The sequence below is a fragment of the Lipingzhangella halophila genome, from assembly GCF_014203805.1.
GTDB classification, from domain to species: domain Bacteria; phylum Actinomycetota; class Actinomycetes; order Streptosporangiales; family Streptosporangiaceae; genus Lipingzhangella; species Lipingzhangella halophila.
In genome coordinates this window covers 2,290,854-2,306,216 of sequence record NZ_JACHJT010000001.1, presented here as the reverse complement: position 1 = coordinate 2,306,216, position 15,363 = coordinate 2,290,854, and the positions used below count along the sequence as shown (strand labels likewise).

Sequence of the window (15,363 nt, the reverse complement as noted above, 5' to 3'; positions counted from 1 at the left end):
GCCGATGCGCTATCTGATGATGTCCAAGGACAACGACCAAGCCCCCGACGAGGATCTCTACGCCGAGATGGGCAAGTTCATCGAGGAGATGACCGCGGCCGGTGTCCTGCTGGCCACCGGTGGGCTGAATCCCAAGGGCATCCGCGTGACCTCCTCCGGCGACGAGATCACGGTGACCGACGGGCCGTTCACCGAGGCCAAGGAGGCGGCGGCTGGCTTCGCGCTGGTCGAGGTGCGTTCCGAGGAGGAGGCGATCGAGTTGGCCCGCCGGTTCCGCAGGATCGTTGGGGACGGTGAGAGCACCGTCCAGCAGGTCTTTGGGCCGTGATCGACGTCCACCGCACGGTCGACGCGATCTGGAAGCTCGAGTCGGCGGCCATCATCGGCAGTATCACGCGGATGGTGCACGACGTAGGACTTGCCGAGGAGCTGACCCAGGACGCGCTCGTCGCCGCGCTGGAGCAGTGGCCGGAGTCGGGGGTGCCGGACAATCCGGGCGGCTGGCTGATGACCACGGCCAAACGGCGCGCGATCGAGCATCTGCGGCGGTCCGAGCGGCTAGAGCGCAAGCACGAGCAGCTCGCCCGCGAGCTGGAGCAGCCGCAGGGCGTCGAGCACGACGACGTCCTGCGGCTGATGTTCCTGTCCTGCCACCCCGTGTTGCACACCGCGCAGCGGGTCGCGCTGACGCTCCGACTCGTCGGCGGGCTGACCACGGCGGAGATCGGGCGCGCCTTTCTCACCACCGAGCAGCGGATCGGCTGGCGCATCGCCGCGGCCAAGGAGGCACTGGCGCGGGAGGGGGTCGTGTTCGAGCTGCCGGACGGCGTGTCCCTGGAGGGGCGGTTGTCGTCGGTGCTCGAGGTTGTGTACCTGATATTCAACGAGGGCTACTCGGCGACCGCCGGGGACGATCTGATGCGGCCCGGGCTGTGCCAGGAAGCGCTACGTCTCGGCCGTCTGCTGGCCGAGCTGGCGCCGGGCGAGGCCGAGGTACACGGGCTGGTCGCACTGATGGAGATCCAGGCGTCGCGGTCGGCCGCACGGACGGGCCCGTCGCGGGAACCGGTCCAGCTCCATGAGCAGAACCGGGGACGCTGGGACCCGTTGCTCATCCGGCGCGGGTTCACGGCAATGCTGCGGGCGCGCGACATCGGCGGCCCGCCGGGTCCCTATCTGCTGCAGGCCGCGATCGCTGTGTGCCACGCGCAGGCCCGCACTGCCGAGGACACCGACTGGGGACAGATCGCAATGCTGTACGACACGCTGGTCCAGCAGCGGCCGACACCTGTCGTGCGACTCAACCGCGCGTTTGCGGTCGGTATGGCACGAGGACCGGAAATGGGGCTCGCGCTGGTCGACGAGCTGATGGCCGACCGCACGTTGCGGGACTACCACCTGCTGCCCAGGGTGCGGGGTGACCTGCTCACCCGGCTGGGACGACATGAAGAGGCGTGCGTCGAGTTCGGGCGCGCTGCGGCGCTGACGGAGAACGCGGCCGAGCGCGAGTTCCTGCTCCGCCGCGCCAGCAAACTCGAGGCGACCACGCCCGTCGTGACGCTCGGGCAGGCGGTCGCGGATTTCCTGGTGCGGGAGGACCTCGACGCCGCGACGCTGCGATCGTACGGGCAGACGCTGCGGCGCCTGTGTCTGGCATTGGGTGACCGGCGGTCCGTCGAGTCGCTGACGGCCGAGGATGTGATGGGTGTGTTCGACATGTCGTGGGGCGACGCGGCGGCGAAGACCTGGAACCGGCACCGATCGGCGATCCGGTCGTTCAGCGAGTGGGGGTCGCTGGCGGATCTGGCGGCCGGGCTGCCACGGCGAGCCGAGGCGCGTCGGCGGGTTCCGGCGATCGGTGCCGAGTACCTCGATCGCCTGTGGGGCTTCGACGTTCCCGTGCGCGAGCGGACCCTGTGGCGACTGCTGCACGAGTCGGAGGCCGGAGTACGGGTCGTCCTGGCGCTGAACGTTGAGGAACTCGACCTGGAGGACCGCCGCGCCCGGGCGCGCGGCAGGTGGGTGAGCTGGCGATCCGGCACAGCCCGACTGCTTCCCGAGCTACTGGCCGGGCGCACCCGTGGGCCACTGTTCCTGGCCGACCGCCGCCCGGGCCCGGCTAGGATGCCCGCACCGGCGGATCTGTGCCCGGACACCGGACGTGGCCGGTTGTCGTACGAGCGGGCGGAGTACCTGTTCAAGCAGGCGACCCGGGCGCTGGATCCCGCCGGGCGCGGCTACACACTCCGCCAACTCCGCCCCGGACGACCCACACCAGCCGATCCACCGGATGGGCATCGGCCGCAGTCCGCAAGACCAACAGCTTGCTGTCGCCCGTGAGGGGATGCCGTCGTCGGCCAGCCAGGTGCGATGGGTGTGGCGGCCCTCGTTGAAGGTGAACCCGAGCAGGACCGGCGCGCGCGCAACTCGCCCGGGTACTTGTTGGGGACCCTCTTTCCAGGGCTCCAGCCCTCCACCGAACCCGGAACGGTTCGGTTGTGGTGGCCAGGATCGGGCACTGGAACCTTGGGGAGATCCGCCAGTGGCCATCTCGCCCCGCAGCCCGCTACAGGTTCGGCGCGGACTGCGGTGCGCTGTCGCTGGTCAAGGACCAGCTGGCCAGAACGCTCAATGTCCGCTGCGATGGCGAGTGAGGTTCGGTCGAATAGACGAACAGAGTCGTGTCCGCGTCTCCTGGCAGGCTGAGGGTCTCGTACTCGACAGTGAGGTCTCCGACCAATGGGTGCCGCAAACGCTTGGAGCCATGCGTGCGTTGATAAACCCTGTGCTCCTCCCACCACTGGCTGAACCCGAGACTGCGCTCGCGCAGTTCGGCGATCAGTTCGGTCGTCGCGCGGTCGGCCGGGTCGTTGCCAGCTTCCAAACGGAGGTTCTCGACGCAGGAGCGGGCTTGTTCCTCCCAGTCGACGAAGAGCGATCGTGCTTCGTCGTCGAGGAGCATCCACCTCGCGTAGTTGCGCTGCAAGGCGGGGAACCGCTCGAAGTCGGTGAAGAGTGCCTTCGACATGCGGTTCTGTGCGAGCACGTCGGCTCGCCGTCCGAGCACCAGCACGGGCACCCCGTCCATCGATTCGATCAGCTGGTGCAGTCCGGGGCGGACACGCTGCACCGGGCGCGAGCGCACCGACGGTGTCGCTGTGCTCGGCCCGAGCAGATCAGCGAGGTGCGCACGACCCGCCTGATCCATACCGAGAGCGCGCCCGATGGCATCCACGACTGATGGTGACGGCTTGATTCGCCGCCCCTGCTCGAGGCGCGCATAGTAGTCGGTTGACACTCCGGCCAGGAATGCGACCTCTTCGCGGCGCAAGCCAGGCACCCGGCGCACCCGACCGTCCGTGGGCAGGCCGGCGCGAGACGCATCGCATTGGCTTCGTGTTCGACGCAGGAAGTCGGCCAGCTCCGTGTTCTTCTCGGGCATGCCTCCATTGTGGCCCGCGACGACGTCCCGCGGGCCTGCATGGGTGGACCGCTCAGTCCTAGGCTGCTCGTCCTTGGTTAGGCAAGGCCGATTGACCCGCATCGGCGTAGCCGGGCGCCCAGAGAACTGTGCGACGGGATTCCTGACTCCCGCCAAGCACTGCTTTGGAATTTCGGCATAGGACCGCGGGTCCTGGTCTTCCGACTCCCAGGACGGATTGGACGTCTTATGCGGAGTCTGGAGGTGTACGGGGCCGGAAAGCTTGGTGTGTCGGCAGGTCGTGTCGGCATCGACGTCAAGGAGAGAACGACCATGACTTATCCTACTGACCGCCCAGCCACGTGGTTCGTGACCGGTGCCTCGCGTGGCCTCGGTCTCGAACTCGTCAAGCGGCTGCTCGACCGTGGCGACAACGTCGCGGCGACCAGCCGCTCGGCCGAGAGGCTGACGCTCGCACTGGAGGGCACCGACACCTCGCGCCTGCACGCTCTGACCGTCGACCTCACCGACGAGCCCCGGGTCTCGCAAGCCATCGCCAGCACCAAGGAGCTCTTCGGCACCCTCGACGTCGTCGTGAACAACGCGGGCTACGGGTACCTCGCCGCTGTCGAAGAGGTCTCGGACGCTGACGCGCGCGCGATGTTCGATGTGCAGATCTTCGGCGTCTGGAACGTGCTTCGCTCGGTGCTACCGGGATTCCGCGAGAACCGCAGCGGCCACATCATCAACGTGTCATCCATCCTGGGTCTGCTCTCCTTCCCGGGCTGGGGTCTGTACGGCTCGGGCAAGTTCGCGCTCGAGGCGCTGACGGAGTCCCTTGCGGCCGAGGTCGCCGAGCACGGCATCAAGGTCAACCTCGTCGAGCCCGGCTACATGCGCACGGACTTCCTGCGGCCCGTGTCGATCGGTCTGCCGGAGTCGACCAACGACGCCTACCCCGCCATCCGCGAGATGGTGCGGCAGCACCTCGAGCAGATCCCCGGCACCCAGCTCGGCGACCCTGCGGTGGCCGCCACGGCGATCATCACCGTGGCGACCACCGGCACCGCCCCGCTGCACCAGCTGCTCGGCTCGGACTCGCTGGGCCTCGCTGAGGGCCGCGTCCAGGGCTTGACGGCCGACATCTCGGCGTCCCGCGACCTCGCGATGACGACCGACATCGCCGCAGCCTGAACACGAGAAGCGTTGCCGAGGGTTGCATGGCAGCCCTCGGCAACGCTGTTCCGGCCGCATGCGTCGAACGACCGGGACACCACATACGCCTTACCGGAGGTGCGAAGCTCAAGGGGAAGCCCAATGACCCTCTGAGGCCCTATTGCGCATGCGGCTGCCGGGCACTGTTCGTTCCTTCGACCCCGGCGGCGGGGCTGCGGGTGGCGTAGAGGTAGAGCAGCGCGTTCAACGAAGTACCCGACACGATCTCGCGGCGGGCGACCAGGTGCGGGATGGAGGCCAGGGGCGCCCACTCGATCCGTTCGACCTCCCAGTCCTCTGCCGGGTTTCCGATGAGCGTGGCGGTTTCGGCGAGGAAGACATGGTGCTCGGAGTCGCTGATTCCCGGGCTTGGCTGGGTGTACAGCAGCGGGCTCAGCGGCCCCGGACGCCATCCGGTTTCCTCCTCGACCTCACGAGCCGCAGCCGCTGCGGGCTCCTCCCCCTCGTGGATCCCGCCGATCGGGATCTCATAGGCCCAGGTGTCGGTGATGAACCTGTGCCGCCACTCCAGCAGCACCCGCTCACGGCGGTCCATGACCACGGCGCCCGCGCCGGGAGCCGAGCGGACCACCCGGTGCTGCAGATGCCGACCTCCCGTGATCTCCACATCGGCGACCCGGATGTCCAGCCAGCGATCAGTGTAAAGAGGCTCCTCGGAATGGACGATCCAGCGCATGCAGCGGCTCCCAGTCGTGGCGGCGTCGCTCGCCAGGAGATCACACGGCGAGGTTGAGTTCCGCATCAGCGCGATCGGCGAACTCACCTATCTCCGGGGTGCTGCTGCGCGACGTCAGGGCCGAGCGCACCGAACGGCCCCGGTCGTGCAGCCGTCCCGACTCGATGCCGCGAAAACGCTCCAGCGTGAGGTGCGCAGGCTCCAAGGCCTCATCGGCCCGGCTTCGCTGGACGCGGACGAGAACCAGCCCGGCGCAGCGGTGGACCTGGCCACGCAGATGCGCCTGCCCGGCGGTGCGCACCGCTTCGGCCGCGTGCTCCGCTGCCGCCGCAAGATCTCCCAGGTGCCGTAGCGCTTCCGCGTGCTCGGCGAGACCGACCAGGCGCGCACCCGCCTCGGCGCCGCCCTCGACCTGTTGCGCTCCGTCCACGACCCCCGCGCCGAGGACATCGGATCCGAACTGGCCCACCTGGCATGAGCCACTCGGGGGGTGGCCGATATGCGTGTACACCATGCTGGGGATCTGCTGCGCCCTACGGGCTCTTCGCAGTTGAGGGGGTGGTCGGGGGTGTTGGCGGGTAGGCGTCGATGTCTACCATCCGAAAGACCTCGACATGCTCCACGCTATCTTCGCCGCGCCCTGTCTGACCACGTGCTGCCGTCTCGATGAACCCGGTCTGGAAGCCGTCGGGCAACGCCTTGAGCCGGACCAGGCGGTGATCGAGTGCCGGGTCGCCGGGCCGCGTTCACCGATTAGCGGCCAGCACTGCCGCGAGGCCCTCTTGTAGATCTTTGGCGAAATACTCGGGAACCTCCAGCGACGGGAAATGTCCTCCGATTTCGGGCGACCCCCATCGGACGATCTGTCGGTACCGCTCCTGTGCCCAGGCGCGCGGACATTTCTCGACGTCGCGGGGATACATAGTGAGTGCTGATGGGACGTCGACCCGAAGTTCGGGGTCCAGCGAGTTGTGGCTTTCGTAGTAAATGCGGGCCGCCGATGCGCCGGTCCGCGTCAGCCAATACAGGGTGACGTTGTCAAGAACGCTGTCTGTGGAAATCGTCTCGAACGGGCTATCTTCGGTGTCTGACCACTCGGCGAACTTGTCAAGGACCCAGGAAAGAAGCCCGACCGGTGAGTCGACGAGCGAGTAGCCGATGGTCTGCGGTCGGGTCGCCTGCTGCTTCGCGTACGCCGCGTGGTGGCGCCAGAAATCGCGGGTTTCCTCGGTCCACTTGCGCTCGGCCGCCGTCAGCCCGTCCGTCGTCAATCCGGGTGGTGCCTCCGCGAACGTTGTGTGGATTCCGAGAACGTGCGCCGGGAACCTGCCGCCGAGGACCGTGGTGATATTACCTCCCCAGTCGCCGCCGTGGGCCGCGAACGTGCTGTAGCCGAGCCTTCCCATCAGTTCCACCCACGCGGCCGCGATCTTTTCGGTTCCCCACCCGGTGGTGGCCGGCTTTTCGCTGTAACCGAAGCCTGGTAGCGACGGGACCACGACGTGGAACGCCGGCGCGTCTGCATCTTTCGGATCTGCCAGTTCGTCTACTACATCGATGAACCGAGCAATGCTGTCTGGCCAGCCGTGCGTCAAGATCAGAGGAGTGGCGTCTGCGCGCGCGGATCGGCGGTGCAGGAAGTGGATTCCCAGATCATCAATGGTCGTGCGGAACTGGCCGATCCGGTTAAGGCGCGCTTCGAACGACCGCCAGTTGTACCCGGTGCGCCAGTAGTTCACGACATCGACGAGGTCGGCGAGAGGAACGCCCTGTTCCCATCGGCGGGGGTCGGGCGCGGCGCGATAGACCGTCTCAGTCTCCGGTAGCCGCGCGGCGGCCAGTCGCGCGCGCAGATCGTCGAGGTCAGCGTCAGTTGCGTGGGCTTCGAATGCTTGCACGTCGCTGGTTGGACGGGGCATGAGACCTCCTGGCCATCGTGGAACCGGCTACGACCTTCGTGAACCGGCTAAGGTGGTTCTAGCATGTCGTCATGCCAGCGTGCAACCAGCTAAGGTGGTTCCATGCGTGCTGGGTTTCCTGACTTTCGCCTCGGTAATGTGCTAGCGACCAGCTTCACGGCGACTCTGACGGAGCGTCATGGCGACGCTGTGGAGCGCATTCCCACGCCGCGGCGACTCGTCGACTGGCTGGCGGTGAACGGCCTCGCCGTGGATTCCTGCACCACCGCCCAGCTCGACCGCGCTCGGGAACTGAGGGAGTCGATTCACGCCGCCGCGACAGCGGCCGCGATCCAGGACGCTCTCCCCGCGCCTGCTGTCCAAGTCATCAATGACCGCAGCGCTCAGGGGCGGGCCGCGGCTGTCCTGACGCCCGAGGGTAAGCGGCGATGGCGGCTCAGCGCGGCTTCCTGCGTGGAAGATGCCCTCAGCGTGATCGCCGCCGACGCGATCAGCATCATCGCAGGCGAACGAGACGGAAGATTGGCCTTGTGCGCATCGCCGACCTGCCAAGCCGCCTTCTTCGACACCAGCCAAAGTCGCACCCGCAAATGGTGTGACATGAACACGTGCGGGAATCGTCAGAAGAAGGCGCGCTTCAATGCCAACCAGCGCAAAAACCCCAGATCAGCGGAGTGATCGTTACCTCGGTACATCCAAGTGGGCCCCACGCCCGCGACACATCTGTCGCGTTGGGCGCACCCCAACGGCACCACTAAGAGCCATCCGTCGCTTTCGATCAACGTCCTCAATCAGTACGTCTACGTTTACTGATCGGCGACGTTCCTCGGCTCTTCGCAGTCGGGGGTGTTGGCGGGTAGGCGTTGGGGTCTTCCAGGATGGAAGTTCTTCCTACGCTGGGCTGGACCGCGCCAAAGCTGCGCGATCCGGCTGCGGCTGATCGCTGGGAATGGCTGGTGATCGCCGCCCACACCCAGCTACGTCTAGCTCGGCCGCTGGCGGTGGAGCCGCGTCGCCCATGGGAGCGGCCCACGCCACCGCGCAGGCTCACTCCTGCCCGGGTGAGGCGAGGATTTCGCTACCTGCGCACGAAGACAGCTCCTGTGCCGTGTGCACCGAAACTCTCCCGCCCCGGACCCGGGCGCCCACCCGGTTCGAAGAACCGGAACCGCGCCCGCACACAACAAGTTGGAAAACAGCCGAAAACGAACACAAAGAAGAAGAGCGGGAAGAAGCAAGCACGTTAAACACCAAGCTAAGAACGGGTGTATCGAGGGCTTCCCAAATTCTTACTCGGCCCCATGTCTGCAGCATGACCTGGACATTCACCACAACTCCCAGGATTTTCCCAGAAAGTTCTGCGCTTATTCATCGGTTTGTCGGTTTTTGTTCCCTGCATGTCACCGATGACGGAGGAAGGCCGTATGACGACACTCCGACCGAGCAGGAACGGAAGCCGGACGGACCCGCGAGGCGAGGACGCCTCGGGCACCGCCGAGGCGGGTCACCGTTTCCGGGCACCGAGCAGGCTGCGCGCCTTCAACCGCTACGAACTGAAGTACCTGGTCCCCGTCGAGCAGGTCGGCGACATCCGCGCCGAGATCGCCGCGCGCATGGAGTCCGACAGCAACGCCGGCGCGAACGGATACGGCGTGTGGAGCCTCTACTACGACACACAGCGGCTGCGGTTCTACTGGGAGAAGATCGAGGGCCTGAAGTTCCGCCGCAAGCTGCGCATCCGCCGCTACGGCGAGGTGGGTACCGGCGGCGAGGACACAACAGTGTCGGTCGAGATCAAGCAGCGCGTCAACCGGGTGACGCAGAAGCGCCGCGTGCTGCTGCCCTACGGCGACGCCCGCGCCCTGTGCGACAGGCGCGAACGGGTGGAGCACCCCACCGCGCAACCTTTCGTCGACGAGGTCCTCGACCTGCTGCACCGGTTGGACCTGCGTCCCAGCGCCATGACCGGCTACCGGCGCGAACCCTACGCCGGCACCGGCTCCGACCTGGGCCTGCGCGTGACCCTGGACCACCGGGTGCGCGGCCGCGACCGCGACTTCGACGTGCGCTCGGAGACCGAGAGCCGCTACATCATCAGCCCGCGGTTCGCGGTCATGGAGGTCAAGGCCAACGAGCGCGCCCCCTACTGGGTCACCGACATGGCCGCCCGGCACGGCCTGCAGGTGCAGCGCATCTCCAAGTACTGCCAGAGCGTCGAGGCGTTCGGCAAGGCGCCCCGCTCGGTCTTCCACGTACCCGCGGAGGACCCGGTCGCCGAGTCGCGGCCGCACGCCGCCCCGCAGACCTGGCAGATGTGAGCACCGACCGCTCCTCGTATTCCGATACCGACTCTCTGAATCTGAGAAGGCACCGCTACCAGCCATGGACCTCGACTTCGGCATTACCGACCTGTCCGGCACCTTCAGCGTGCTGGACGTGGTCCTCTCCCTGACCCTGGCGTTCGCCACCAGCGTGGTGGTGGCCTGGACCTACCGGGCCAGCCACCGCAACATCTCCTACAGCCAGAGCTACGTGCACACCCTGATCATCCTGGGCATGCTGATCTCTCTGATCATGCTCGTGGTGGGTTCCAACATCGCCCGCGCGTTCGCCCTCGTGGGCGCGCTGTCGGTGGTGCGCTTCCGCAACGCCATCAAGGAGACCCGCGACGTCGGGTTCATATTCCTGGTGATGGGCGTGGGCATGGCCTGCGGCACCCGCTTCTACACCCTCGCGATCATCGCCACCGCCGTCATCTGCGCCGTCATCCTGCTCATGCACCGGTTCAACTGGTTCGCGCTGAACGTGCAGCGCCAGGTCGTCAAGGTCCAGGTGCCCGCCGACGATGGCGACTACAGCGGCGCGATCGAGGACGTGCTGATCTCCACCACCGACGAGTTCGAGCTGATCAGCACCGAGTCGGTGCGCGGCGGAAGCCTGCTGGAGCTGGCCTACTCCGCGCGGATGAAGAAGGGCGTCAAGCCGGGCGAGGTCATCGAGCGGCTGCGCGACCTCAACGCCGGCCAGAAGGCCACGGTGCTGACCGGATACGACCAGACGGACATGTGATGACCGGAACCAACGACCACGAGCGACCCGACGCGGCACGGCGCATGCGCCCGCGCCTGCGCCACCGCATCCCCGTGCGGATCCGGCACTACTGGAAGACGGCGGCGGTCGCCGGCGCCGCGCTGCTGGCCCTGGTGCTGGTGTTCGGCGACGCGCGGGTGCGGCCCTACATCACCTCCCAGCTCGCCACCGCCGACACCGTCACGAACAACATCGCGGGCGAGGGCGACCTGTTCGACGGCGGCGGGCACAGCATCGAGGTCACCTACAACCAGGCCGAGTACGAGGACATGATGGCGACCTTCCGCGACGAGGGCGAGAAGGAGTTCATCAGCGCCGACATCACCATCGACGGCACCATGCTCGACGACGTGGGCCTGCGGCTGAAGGGCAACTCCACCTTGATGAGCCTGCGCGACGACGGCGGAGGGATGCCGCAACGGGGGCAGCAGAACCAGGACCAGCAGGGCCAGGCGGCCCAGGAGGGGCAGGGGCAGCAGGGCGGCGGCCCGGGCGCGGTCAGCCTCTCCGAGGACGAGCCGGAGAAACTCCCCTGGCTCATCAGCTTCGAGGAGTTCCAGGAGGGGCGCGCCTACCAGGGACACACGGAGATCACGCTGCGTCCGGCCACCGCGACCTCAGACACCGCCCTCAACGAGGCCCTCGCCCTGGACCTCACCGCGGCCGACGGCCAGACCACGCAGGACTACGGGTTCACCTCCTTCACCATCAACGGCGGCGAGGAGACACCGCGCCTGGTGCTGGATTCCCCCGACGCGGCCTGGGCCGCGTCCTACGGCGAGGGCGTTCTCTACAAGGGACGTGCCGGCGGCTCCTTCGAGTACCTGGGCGACGATCCCACCGACTACGAGGAGGCCTTCAACCAGATCAACGGCGAGGGCGCCTACGACCTGCAGCCGGTGATGTCGCTGCTGGAGTTCGTTGACCAGGCGAGCGACGAGGAGTTCGCCGCCGACCTGGACAAGCACCTGGACGTGGACTCCTTCGCCCGCTACCTGGCGCTGCAGGATTTGATGTCCAACAGCGACGCCATGGACGGGCCCGGCAACAACTACTACCTGTGGTACGACACGGGGCAGGAGCGCTTCACCGTCCTGTCGTGGGATCTGAACCTCTCGTTCGGCGGGATGGGCGAAATGATGGGCGACGGGCAGATGCCCCAGGGCGGCCAAGCGCCCGAAGACATGCCGGAACCGCCGGAAGGCATGCAGATGCCCGGGAACGGTGAGACGCCCCAAGGCGGGCAGGGCCCCGAAGGCGGCGAGGGCGGACAGGAAGGCGGCCGAGGCGGCATGGGTGGCAGCAGCGCGCTGGCCGACCGGTTCATGGCGAACGAGGACTTCGCGAAGCTCTACGAGCAGGCCTACGCCGACATGTACGCCGACCTCGTCGAAAGCGGCAAGGCCGCGTCCCGGCTGGAGCAAGCTGCCTCGCGCGCGCAGGCGACGGGCGACGACGGTGCCGCCCAGGCGCAGCAGCAGCTCGCCGAGCAGGTCGAGGGGATCGCCGCGACACCGCCCGAGGACCCGCAAGGCCAGACGGACCAGCAAACCCCGCAAAACGGGCAAGACGGGCAGGCCCAGTCCCCGCAGGCGCAGAACGACACCGCGTAGATGCCGCGTCGATACCGCGCCGGTGCGGCCCGCTCCCCGCACCGGCGCGCTCAGCCCGCGGGCAGCACGAGAGTGAAGGCGGTACCGCGGCCGCGTTCGGAGGCGACGGTGAGCAGGCCGTCGTGGGCGGCCACGAACGCCGCGCTGATCGACAGCCCCAGGCCCGCTCCGCCGCACGAGCGCGATTCGTCCACCCGGAAGAACCGGTCGAACACATGCGGAAGCCGATCGGCGGGAATGCCCGGCCCCTCGTCGCGCACCTCCGCGACCGCGGTGCGGGCGGTCCCGGGGGGCAGGGCGCCGGCCGAGGCCGCGCCCGCCGGCGGCGGCGCGTCGGCGGTGCGGACGCTGACGCGGACGGGGGTGCCGGCCGACGTGTGCTCCACGGCGTTGCCGACCAGGTTCTCCAGCACTTGGCGCAAGCGGTCCGGGTCGCCCACGACCGGCACCGCCCCGGGGGCCGCCACCTCGACCGACGTGCCGGGAGCGCGCACCCGCACGCCGGCCGCCACCTCCCGGGCCACCTCCCCCAGATCGATCTCGGCTTTCTCCAGGTGCGGGGTCTCGTCGAAGCGGGCGAGCAGCAGGAGGTCGTCGACCAGCCCTGCCATGTGTCCGGCCTCGTCCTCGATGCGCGACATCCAGCGGTCCGCCTTCGCGTCCTCGGCGACCACGCCCCGGGCGCGTCCCTGCCGGTACAGCTCGGCGAAGCCGCGGATCGAGGACAACGGTGTGCGCAGCTCGTGGGAGGCGTCGGCGACGAAGCGGCGCGTGACCGCGACCGAGTGGTCCCGCTCGCGAACGGCCCGGGAGAGCCCGGACAGCATCGCGTTGAGCGCCGCGCCCAGCCGCCCCGTCTCCGTCGCCGCGTCCTGGTCGGGAATGCGCAGGTCCAAGTCGCCGGCCGCGATGGCCTGCGCGGTCGTCTCGATCCGGTGCAGCGGGCGCAGTCCCAGGCGGACCGTGGCCCGCGCCGCCACACCCAGCAGCCCCAGCAGCACCGTGCCCACGCCGGCCTCGATCAGCAGCAGTTGGGTCAGTGTGCCATCGACTTCGGCCAGCGACTGCGCCGCCACGGCCACCGTGCCATCGGCCAGCGGCTCGGTCACCACGCGCCACTGGCTCTCGCCCGCGCTTCCCGGGACCGTGAACGGTTCGCCGGCCCGAGCGCGCAGCTCTTGGAGGCCGAGCGCGCCGAGGTCGGGCACCGCCTCGTCGGAGCCGGTGCGGCCCACCACGTCGACGACCTCGCCATCGGTGTCGACGGTGAGCCTGCGCAGATCCGTGGGGAACGGTGGCGGACGGGTGCCCTCCTCGGAGCCGGCTTGGGCGGGGGGCGGCCCGCCGCCGCTCGGGGCGTCCAGGATGGTGTGCAGGCGGGTGTCGACCTCTTGCAGCAGGTGGCGGTGCAGCAGCATCGCGCCCGCGCCGCCGAAGACAATCAGGCACACCGTGGTCAGGCACACCACCACCACGCTCAGCCGGGCGCCGATCCCCGCGGGCAGCACCCGCCGCAGCCGCGGCCTCACCGGCGCTCCTGTGCGCTGATCCGCAGGGTGTAGCCCACGCCCCAGACCGTGTGGATCAGCGGGATGCGCCCGGTGTCGATCTTGCGCCGGAGGTAGCTGACATACGTCTCCACGACCCGGGTGTCGTCGGCGCCGCCGCCCCAGACACGGTCGAGGATCTGGGGCTTGCTGACGATGCGCCCCGCGTTGGTCAGCAGATAGCGCAGCAGCGCCAGCTCGGTGCGCGAGAGTGGGATCGGCGTGCCGCCGCGCCGGGCCTCGTGAGCGTCCTCGCACAGCTCCAGGTCGGCGTAGCGCAGGTGGGCCTCCTCCGCCTGCGCCTGGTGGCCGGTGCGGCGCAGGATCGCCTGCAGCCGCAGCAGCACCTCGTCCAGGCTGAAGGGCTTGGTCACATAGTCGTCGGCGCCGGCCCGCAGCCCTGCCACGCGGTCCTCGGCCGAGCCCCGCGCGGTCAGCAGCAGCACCGCCAGTCCCGGCAGCACGCCCCGCAGGTCGGCAACCAGGTCGAGCCCGCTGCGGCCGGGCAGCATGATGTCCACGACGGCGATGTCGGGGGTGAAGCGGGCCAGCGCGCCCAGCGCCGCATCCGCGTCGCGGGATCCGCACACGCCGTAGCCGGCGAGCTCCAGCGAGGCCGTCAGCAGCTCGCGGATGTTGGGATCGTCCTCCACGACCAGCACGCACCCCCGCGTCTCCGCCGTCTCGCGGGCGAAGCCCGCGGCACGCGTTTCGCCATCGTCGGCGATCATCCGGCGCTCCTTCCCCATCCCTCGGCGGAATCCGAGCGGAGACTAGGCGAGCAAGGAAAGAGCAAGGTGAGAACACCTCGTGGACGGGGTTGGAGCCGCCTCCCGCACCGCGGAGACTTCGACGCCTTCGGATTGGAGCTCACCGCAGATCAACGCGCCGCTATCGCCCCCAACTGCGCTCGGGAGGAAGTCCATGTTGACAAGATTGCCGATGGCGTGGACAACCAGCTCTCCTGACGCAGGCGTGCGAGGTTTTCGCCGGGACCGCGCCGGCGCCCGCTAGGATCCCGGCGGGCCCGGGAAGGCCGCGCGCGGCGCCGCACCCCGCGATCCGGACCGTTCCGAGACCTGGCCCCGCTGGATGTGCAGGTGCCGCTCAGCGTGGTCGGCCACCGCCGAGTCGTGCGTGACCAGGACGAGGGCCAGCCCTCGTTCCCGCCACAGGTGCTCCAGCAGGTCCATCACCTCGGGATCCTTGACGAGGGCGCGGGCGATGGCCACGCGCTGCTGCTGGCCGCCCGAAAGTTCGGAGGGAAGGTGCGCGACGCGCTCCGCCAACCCCACGTCGGCCAGCGCCCCCTCGGCGCGCCTGCGGCGCTCGGCACCGCCCGTGCCCAGGGGCGCCAGCGCCGTCTCGACATTCTCCACCGCCGACAGCCTCGGGATGAGGTTGAAGTTCTGGAAGACGAACCCGAGTCGCTCGGCCCGGATCCGGGCGAGGCCGCGCCCGCCCACCGCGGACAGGACGGTGTCGTCCAGCCGGAGGACGGCCAGGCGTGGATGATCCGCGACCACACGGTCGGGTCCGCGACCGCGATGTTGGCCGCGAGCGAGGCCAGGCCGCCCAGGATCAGCAGGCTCCACGGCAACAACCCGCCGCGCCGGCCCTGGCGGGCATCCGACAGCAGCGGCATCGACGCCGCGGCTACCGTCCCGTCGACCGGCAGCGGAAACAGGGCCGCACGCCAGGCGGGCTCGCCGCTATGAGGAGTACACCATCCAACTACATCGACCTGTATCAACTCCACCGGCCCGACCCGACCATCGAAGTCGAGGAGACGGCCTCGGCTCTGGAGGCGACGTGTCCTGTGCGTCGCCGTGAGGGCACCTCGTGGGGCGGCGCCCCACGG

The 15,363-nt window shown here is 68.8% G+C and carries 14 protein-coding genes and 1 pseudogene; 7 read left to right on the top strand and 8 right to left on the bottom strand.

Annotated features, from left to right (window positions below; all coding sequences use genetic code 11):
* Positions 1 to 4: 4 nt before the first annotated feature.
* Both F4561_RS10350 and F4561_RS33670 read left to right on the top strand, forming a co-directional pair.
* Positions 5 to 328, top strand: coding sequence for a YciI family protein (locus F4561_RS10350; RefSeq protein WP_184577280.1), 324 nt, complete (start codon positions 5 to 7; stop codon positions 326 to 328).
* Positions 325 to 2,340, top strand: coding sequence for a DUF6596 domain-containing protein (locus F4561_RS33670; RefSeq protein WP_184577277.1), 2,016 nt, complete (start codon positions 325 to 327; stop codon positions 2,338 to 2,340). The genes F4561_RS10350 and F4561_RS33670 overlap by 4 nt, the downstream gene beginning before the upstream one ends.
* 226 nt (positions 2,341 to 2,566) lie before the next feature.
* Here F4561_RS33670 and F4561_RS10340 read toward each other — a convergent pair whose 3' ends face one another.
* Positions 2,567 to 3,442 (bottom strand): helix-turn-helix transcriptional regulator, encoded by an 876-nt coding sequence (locus F4561_RS10340; RefSeq protein WP_184577274.1) that lies wholly within the window; start codon positions 3,440 to 3,442, stop codon positions 2,567 to 2,569.
* A 312-nt stretch (positions 3,443 to 3,754) separates the two neighbouring features.
* Between F4561_RS10340 and F4561_RS10335 the strand changes: the two genes are divergently transcribed.
* Entirely contained in the window at positions 3,755 to 4,615 is an 861-nt protein-coding gene (locus tag F4561_RS10335) for an SDR family NAD(P)-dependent oxidoreductase (protein ID WP_184577271.1), read from the top strand.
* Between the two features lie 139 nt (positions 4,616 to 4,754).
* On the opposite strand, the gene F4561_RS10330 is transcribed toward F4561_RS10335, so the two are convergent.
* The 3 genes from F4561_RS10330 to F4561_RS10320 all read right to left on the bottom strand — a co-directional run bounded on the left by F4561_RS10330 (position 4,755) and on the right by F4561_RS10320 (position 7,252).
* The gene (locus F4561_RS10330) at positions 4,755 to 5,333 is read right to left on the bottom strand and encodes an NUDIX domain-containing protein (RefSeq protein WP_184577268.1); all 579 of its coding nucleotides are present in this window, start codon (positions 5,331 to 5,333) and stop codon (positions 4,755 to 4,757) included.
* A gap of 40 nt (positions 5,334 to 5,373) precedes the next feature.
* Positions 5,374 to 5,802, bottom strand: coding sequence for a hypothetical protein (locus F4561_RS10325; RefSeq protein WP_184577265.1), 429 nt, complete (start codon positions 5,800 to 5,802; stop codon positions 5,374 to 5,376).
* Positions 5,803 to 6,079: 277 nt separating this feature from the next.
* Positions 6,080 to 7,252: an epoxide hydrolase family protein gene (locus F4561_RS10320; protein ID WP_184577262.1), complete on the bottom strand. Its 1,173-nt coding sequence runs from the start codon at positions 7,250 to 7,252 to the stop codon at positions 6,080 to 6,082.
* A gap of 102 nt (positions 7,253 to 7,354) precedes the next feature.
* On the opposite strand from F4561_RS10320, the gene F4561_RS10315 reads away from it, so the two are divergent.
* From F4561_RS10315 to F4561_RS10300, 4 genes are all read left to right on the top strand, one after another.
* On the top strand, positions 7,355 to 7,930 hold the full coding sequence (locus F4561_RS10315) for a CGNR zinc finger domain-containing protein (protein WP_184577259.1): 576 nt from the start codon (positions 7,355 to 7,357) through the stop codon (positions 7,928 to 7,930).
* Positions 7,931 to 8,676: 746 nt separating this feature from the next.
* Positions 8,677 to 9,570, top strand: coding sequence for a polyphosphate polymerase domain-containing protein (locus F4561_RS10310; protein ID WP_184577256.1), 894 nt, complete (start codon positions 8,677 to 8,679; stop codon positions 9,568 to 9,570).
* A gap of 64 nt (positions 9,571 to 9,634) precedes the next feature.
* On the top strand, positions 9,635 to 10,321 hold the full coding sequence (locus F4561_RS10305; protein WP_184577253.1) for a DUF4956 domain-containing protein: 687 nt from the start codon (positions 9,635 to 9,637) through the stop codon (positions 10,319 to 10,321).
* The gene (locus F4561_RS10300) at positions 10,321 to 11,955 is read left to right on the top strand and encodes a CotH kinase family protein (protein ID WP_184577250.1); all 1,635 of its coding nucleotides are present in this window, start codon (positions 10,321 to 10,323) and stop codon (positions 11,953 to 11,955) included. Before F4561_RS10305 ends, F4561_RS10300 begins: the two co-directional genes overlap by 1 nt.
* A 50-nt stretch (positions 11,956 to 12,005) precedes the next feature.
* On the opposite strand, the gene F4561_RS10295 is transcribed toward F4561_RS10300, so the two are convergent.
* The 4 genes and pseudogenes from F4561_RS10295 to F4561_RS33925 form a co-directional block, all read right to left on the bottom strand.
* Entirely contained in the window at positions 12,006 to 13,484 is a 1,479-nt protein-coding gene (locus F4561_RS10295; protein ID WP_312885210.1) for a sensor histidine kinase, read from the bottom strand.
* Positions 13,481 to 14,233, bottom strand: coding sequence for a response regulator transcription factor (locus F4561_RS10290; protein ID WP_184577247.1), 753 nt, complete (start codon positions 14,231 to 14,233; stop codon positions 13,481 to 13,483). Before F4561_RS10290 ends, F4561_RS10295 begins: the two co-directional genes overlap by 4 nt.
* Before the next feature lie 279 nt (positions 14,234 to 14,512).
* Positions 14,513 to 15,028: an ABC transporter ATP-binding protein gene (locus F4561_RS10285; protein ID WP_221445442.1), complete on the bottom strand. Its 516-nt coding sequence runs from the start codon at positions 15,026 to 15,028 to the stop codon at positions 14,513 to 14,515.
* A gap of 26 nt (positions 15,029 to 15,054) precedes the next feature.
* Positions 15,055 to 15,261 (bottom strand): annotated as a pseudogene (locus F4561_RS33925) (hypothetical protein); the annotation flags it as partial.
* Positions 15,262 to 15,363 lie beyond the last annotated feature (102 nt).

Bases quoted from the DNA above. Each gene is read 5' to 3' on its own strand.
- F4561_RS10340 (WP_184577274.1), bottom strand. From the start codon at position 3,442: ATGCCCGAGAAGAACACGGAGCTGGCCGACTTCCTGCGTCGAACACGA.
- F4561_RS10335 (WP_184577271.1), top strand. From the start codon at position 3,755: ATGACTTATCCTACTGACCGCCCAGCCACGTGGTTCGTGACCGGTGCC.
- F4561_RS10330 (WP_184577268.1), bottom strand. From the start codon at position 5,333: ATGCGCTGGATCGTCCATTCCGAGGAGCCTCTTTACACTGATCGCTGG.
- F4561_RS10350 (WP_184577280.1), top strand. From the start codon at position 5: ATGCGCTATCTGATGATGTCCAAGGACAACGACCAAGCCCCCGACGAG.
- F4561_RS10300 (WP_184577250.1), top strand. From the start codon at position 10,321: ATGACCGGAACCAACGACCACGAGCGACCCGACGCGGCACGGCGCATG.
- F4561_RS10320 (WP_184577262.1), bottom strand. From the start codon at position 7,252: ATGCCCCGTCCAACCAGCGACGTGCAAGCATTCGAAGCCCACGCAACT.
- F4561_RS10290 (WP_184577247.1), bottom strand. From the start codon at position 14,233: ATGATCGCCGACGATGGCGAAACGCGTGCCGCGGGCTTCGCCCGCGAG.
- F4561_RS10315 (WP_184577259.1), top strand. From the start codon at position 7,355: ATGCGTGCTGGGTTTCCTGACTTTCGCCTCGGTAATGTGCTAGCGACC.
- F4561_RS10310 (WP_184577256.1), top strand. From the start codon at position 8,677: ATGACGACACTCCGACCGAGCAGGAACGGAAGCCGGACGGACCCGCGA.
- F4561_RS10305 (WP_184577253.1), top strand. From the start codon at position 9,635: ATGGACCTCGACTTCGGCATTACCGACCTGTCCGGCACCTTCAGCGTG.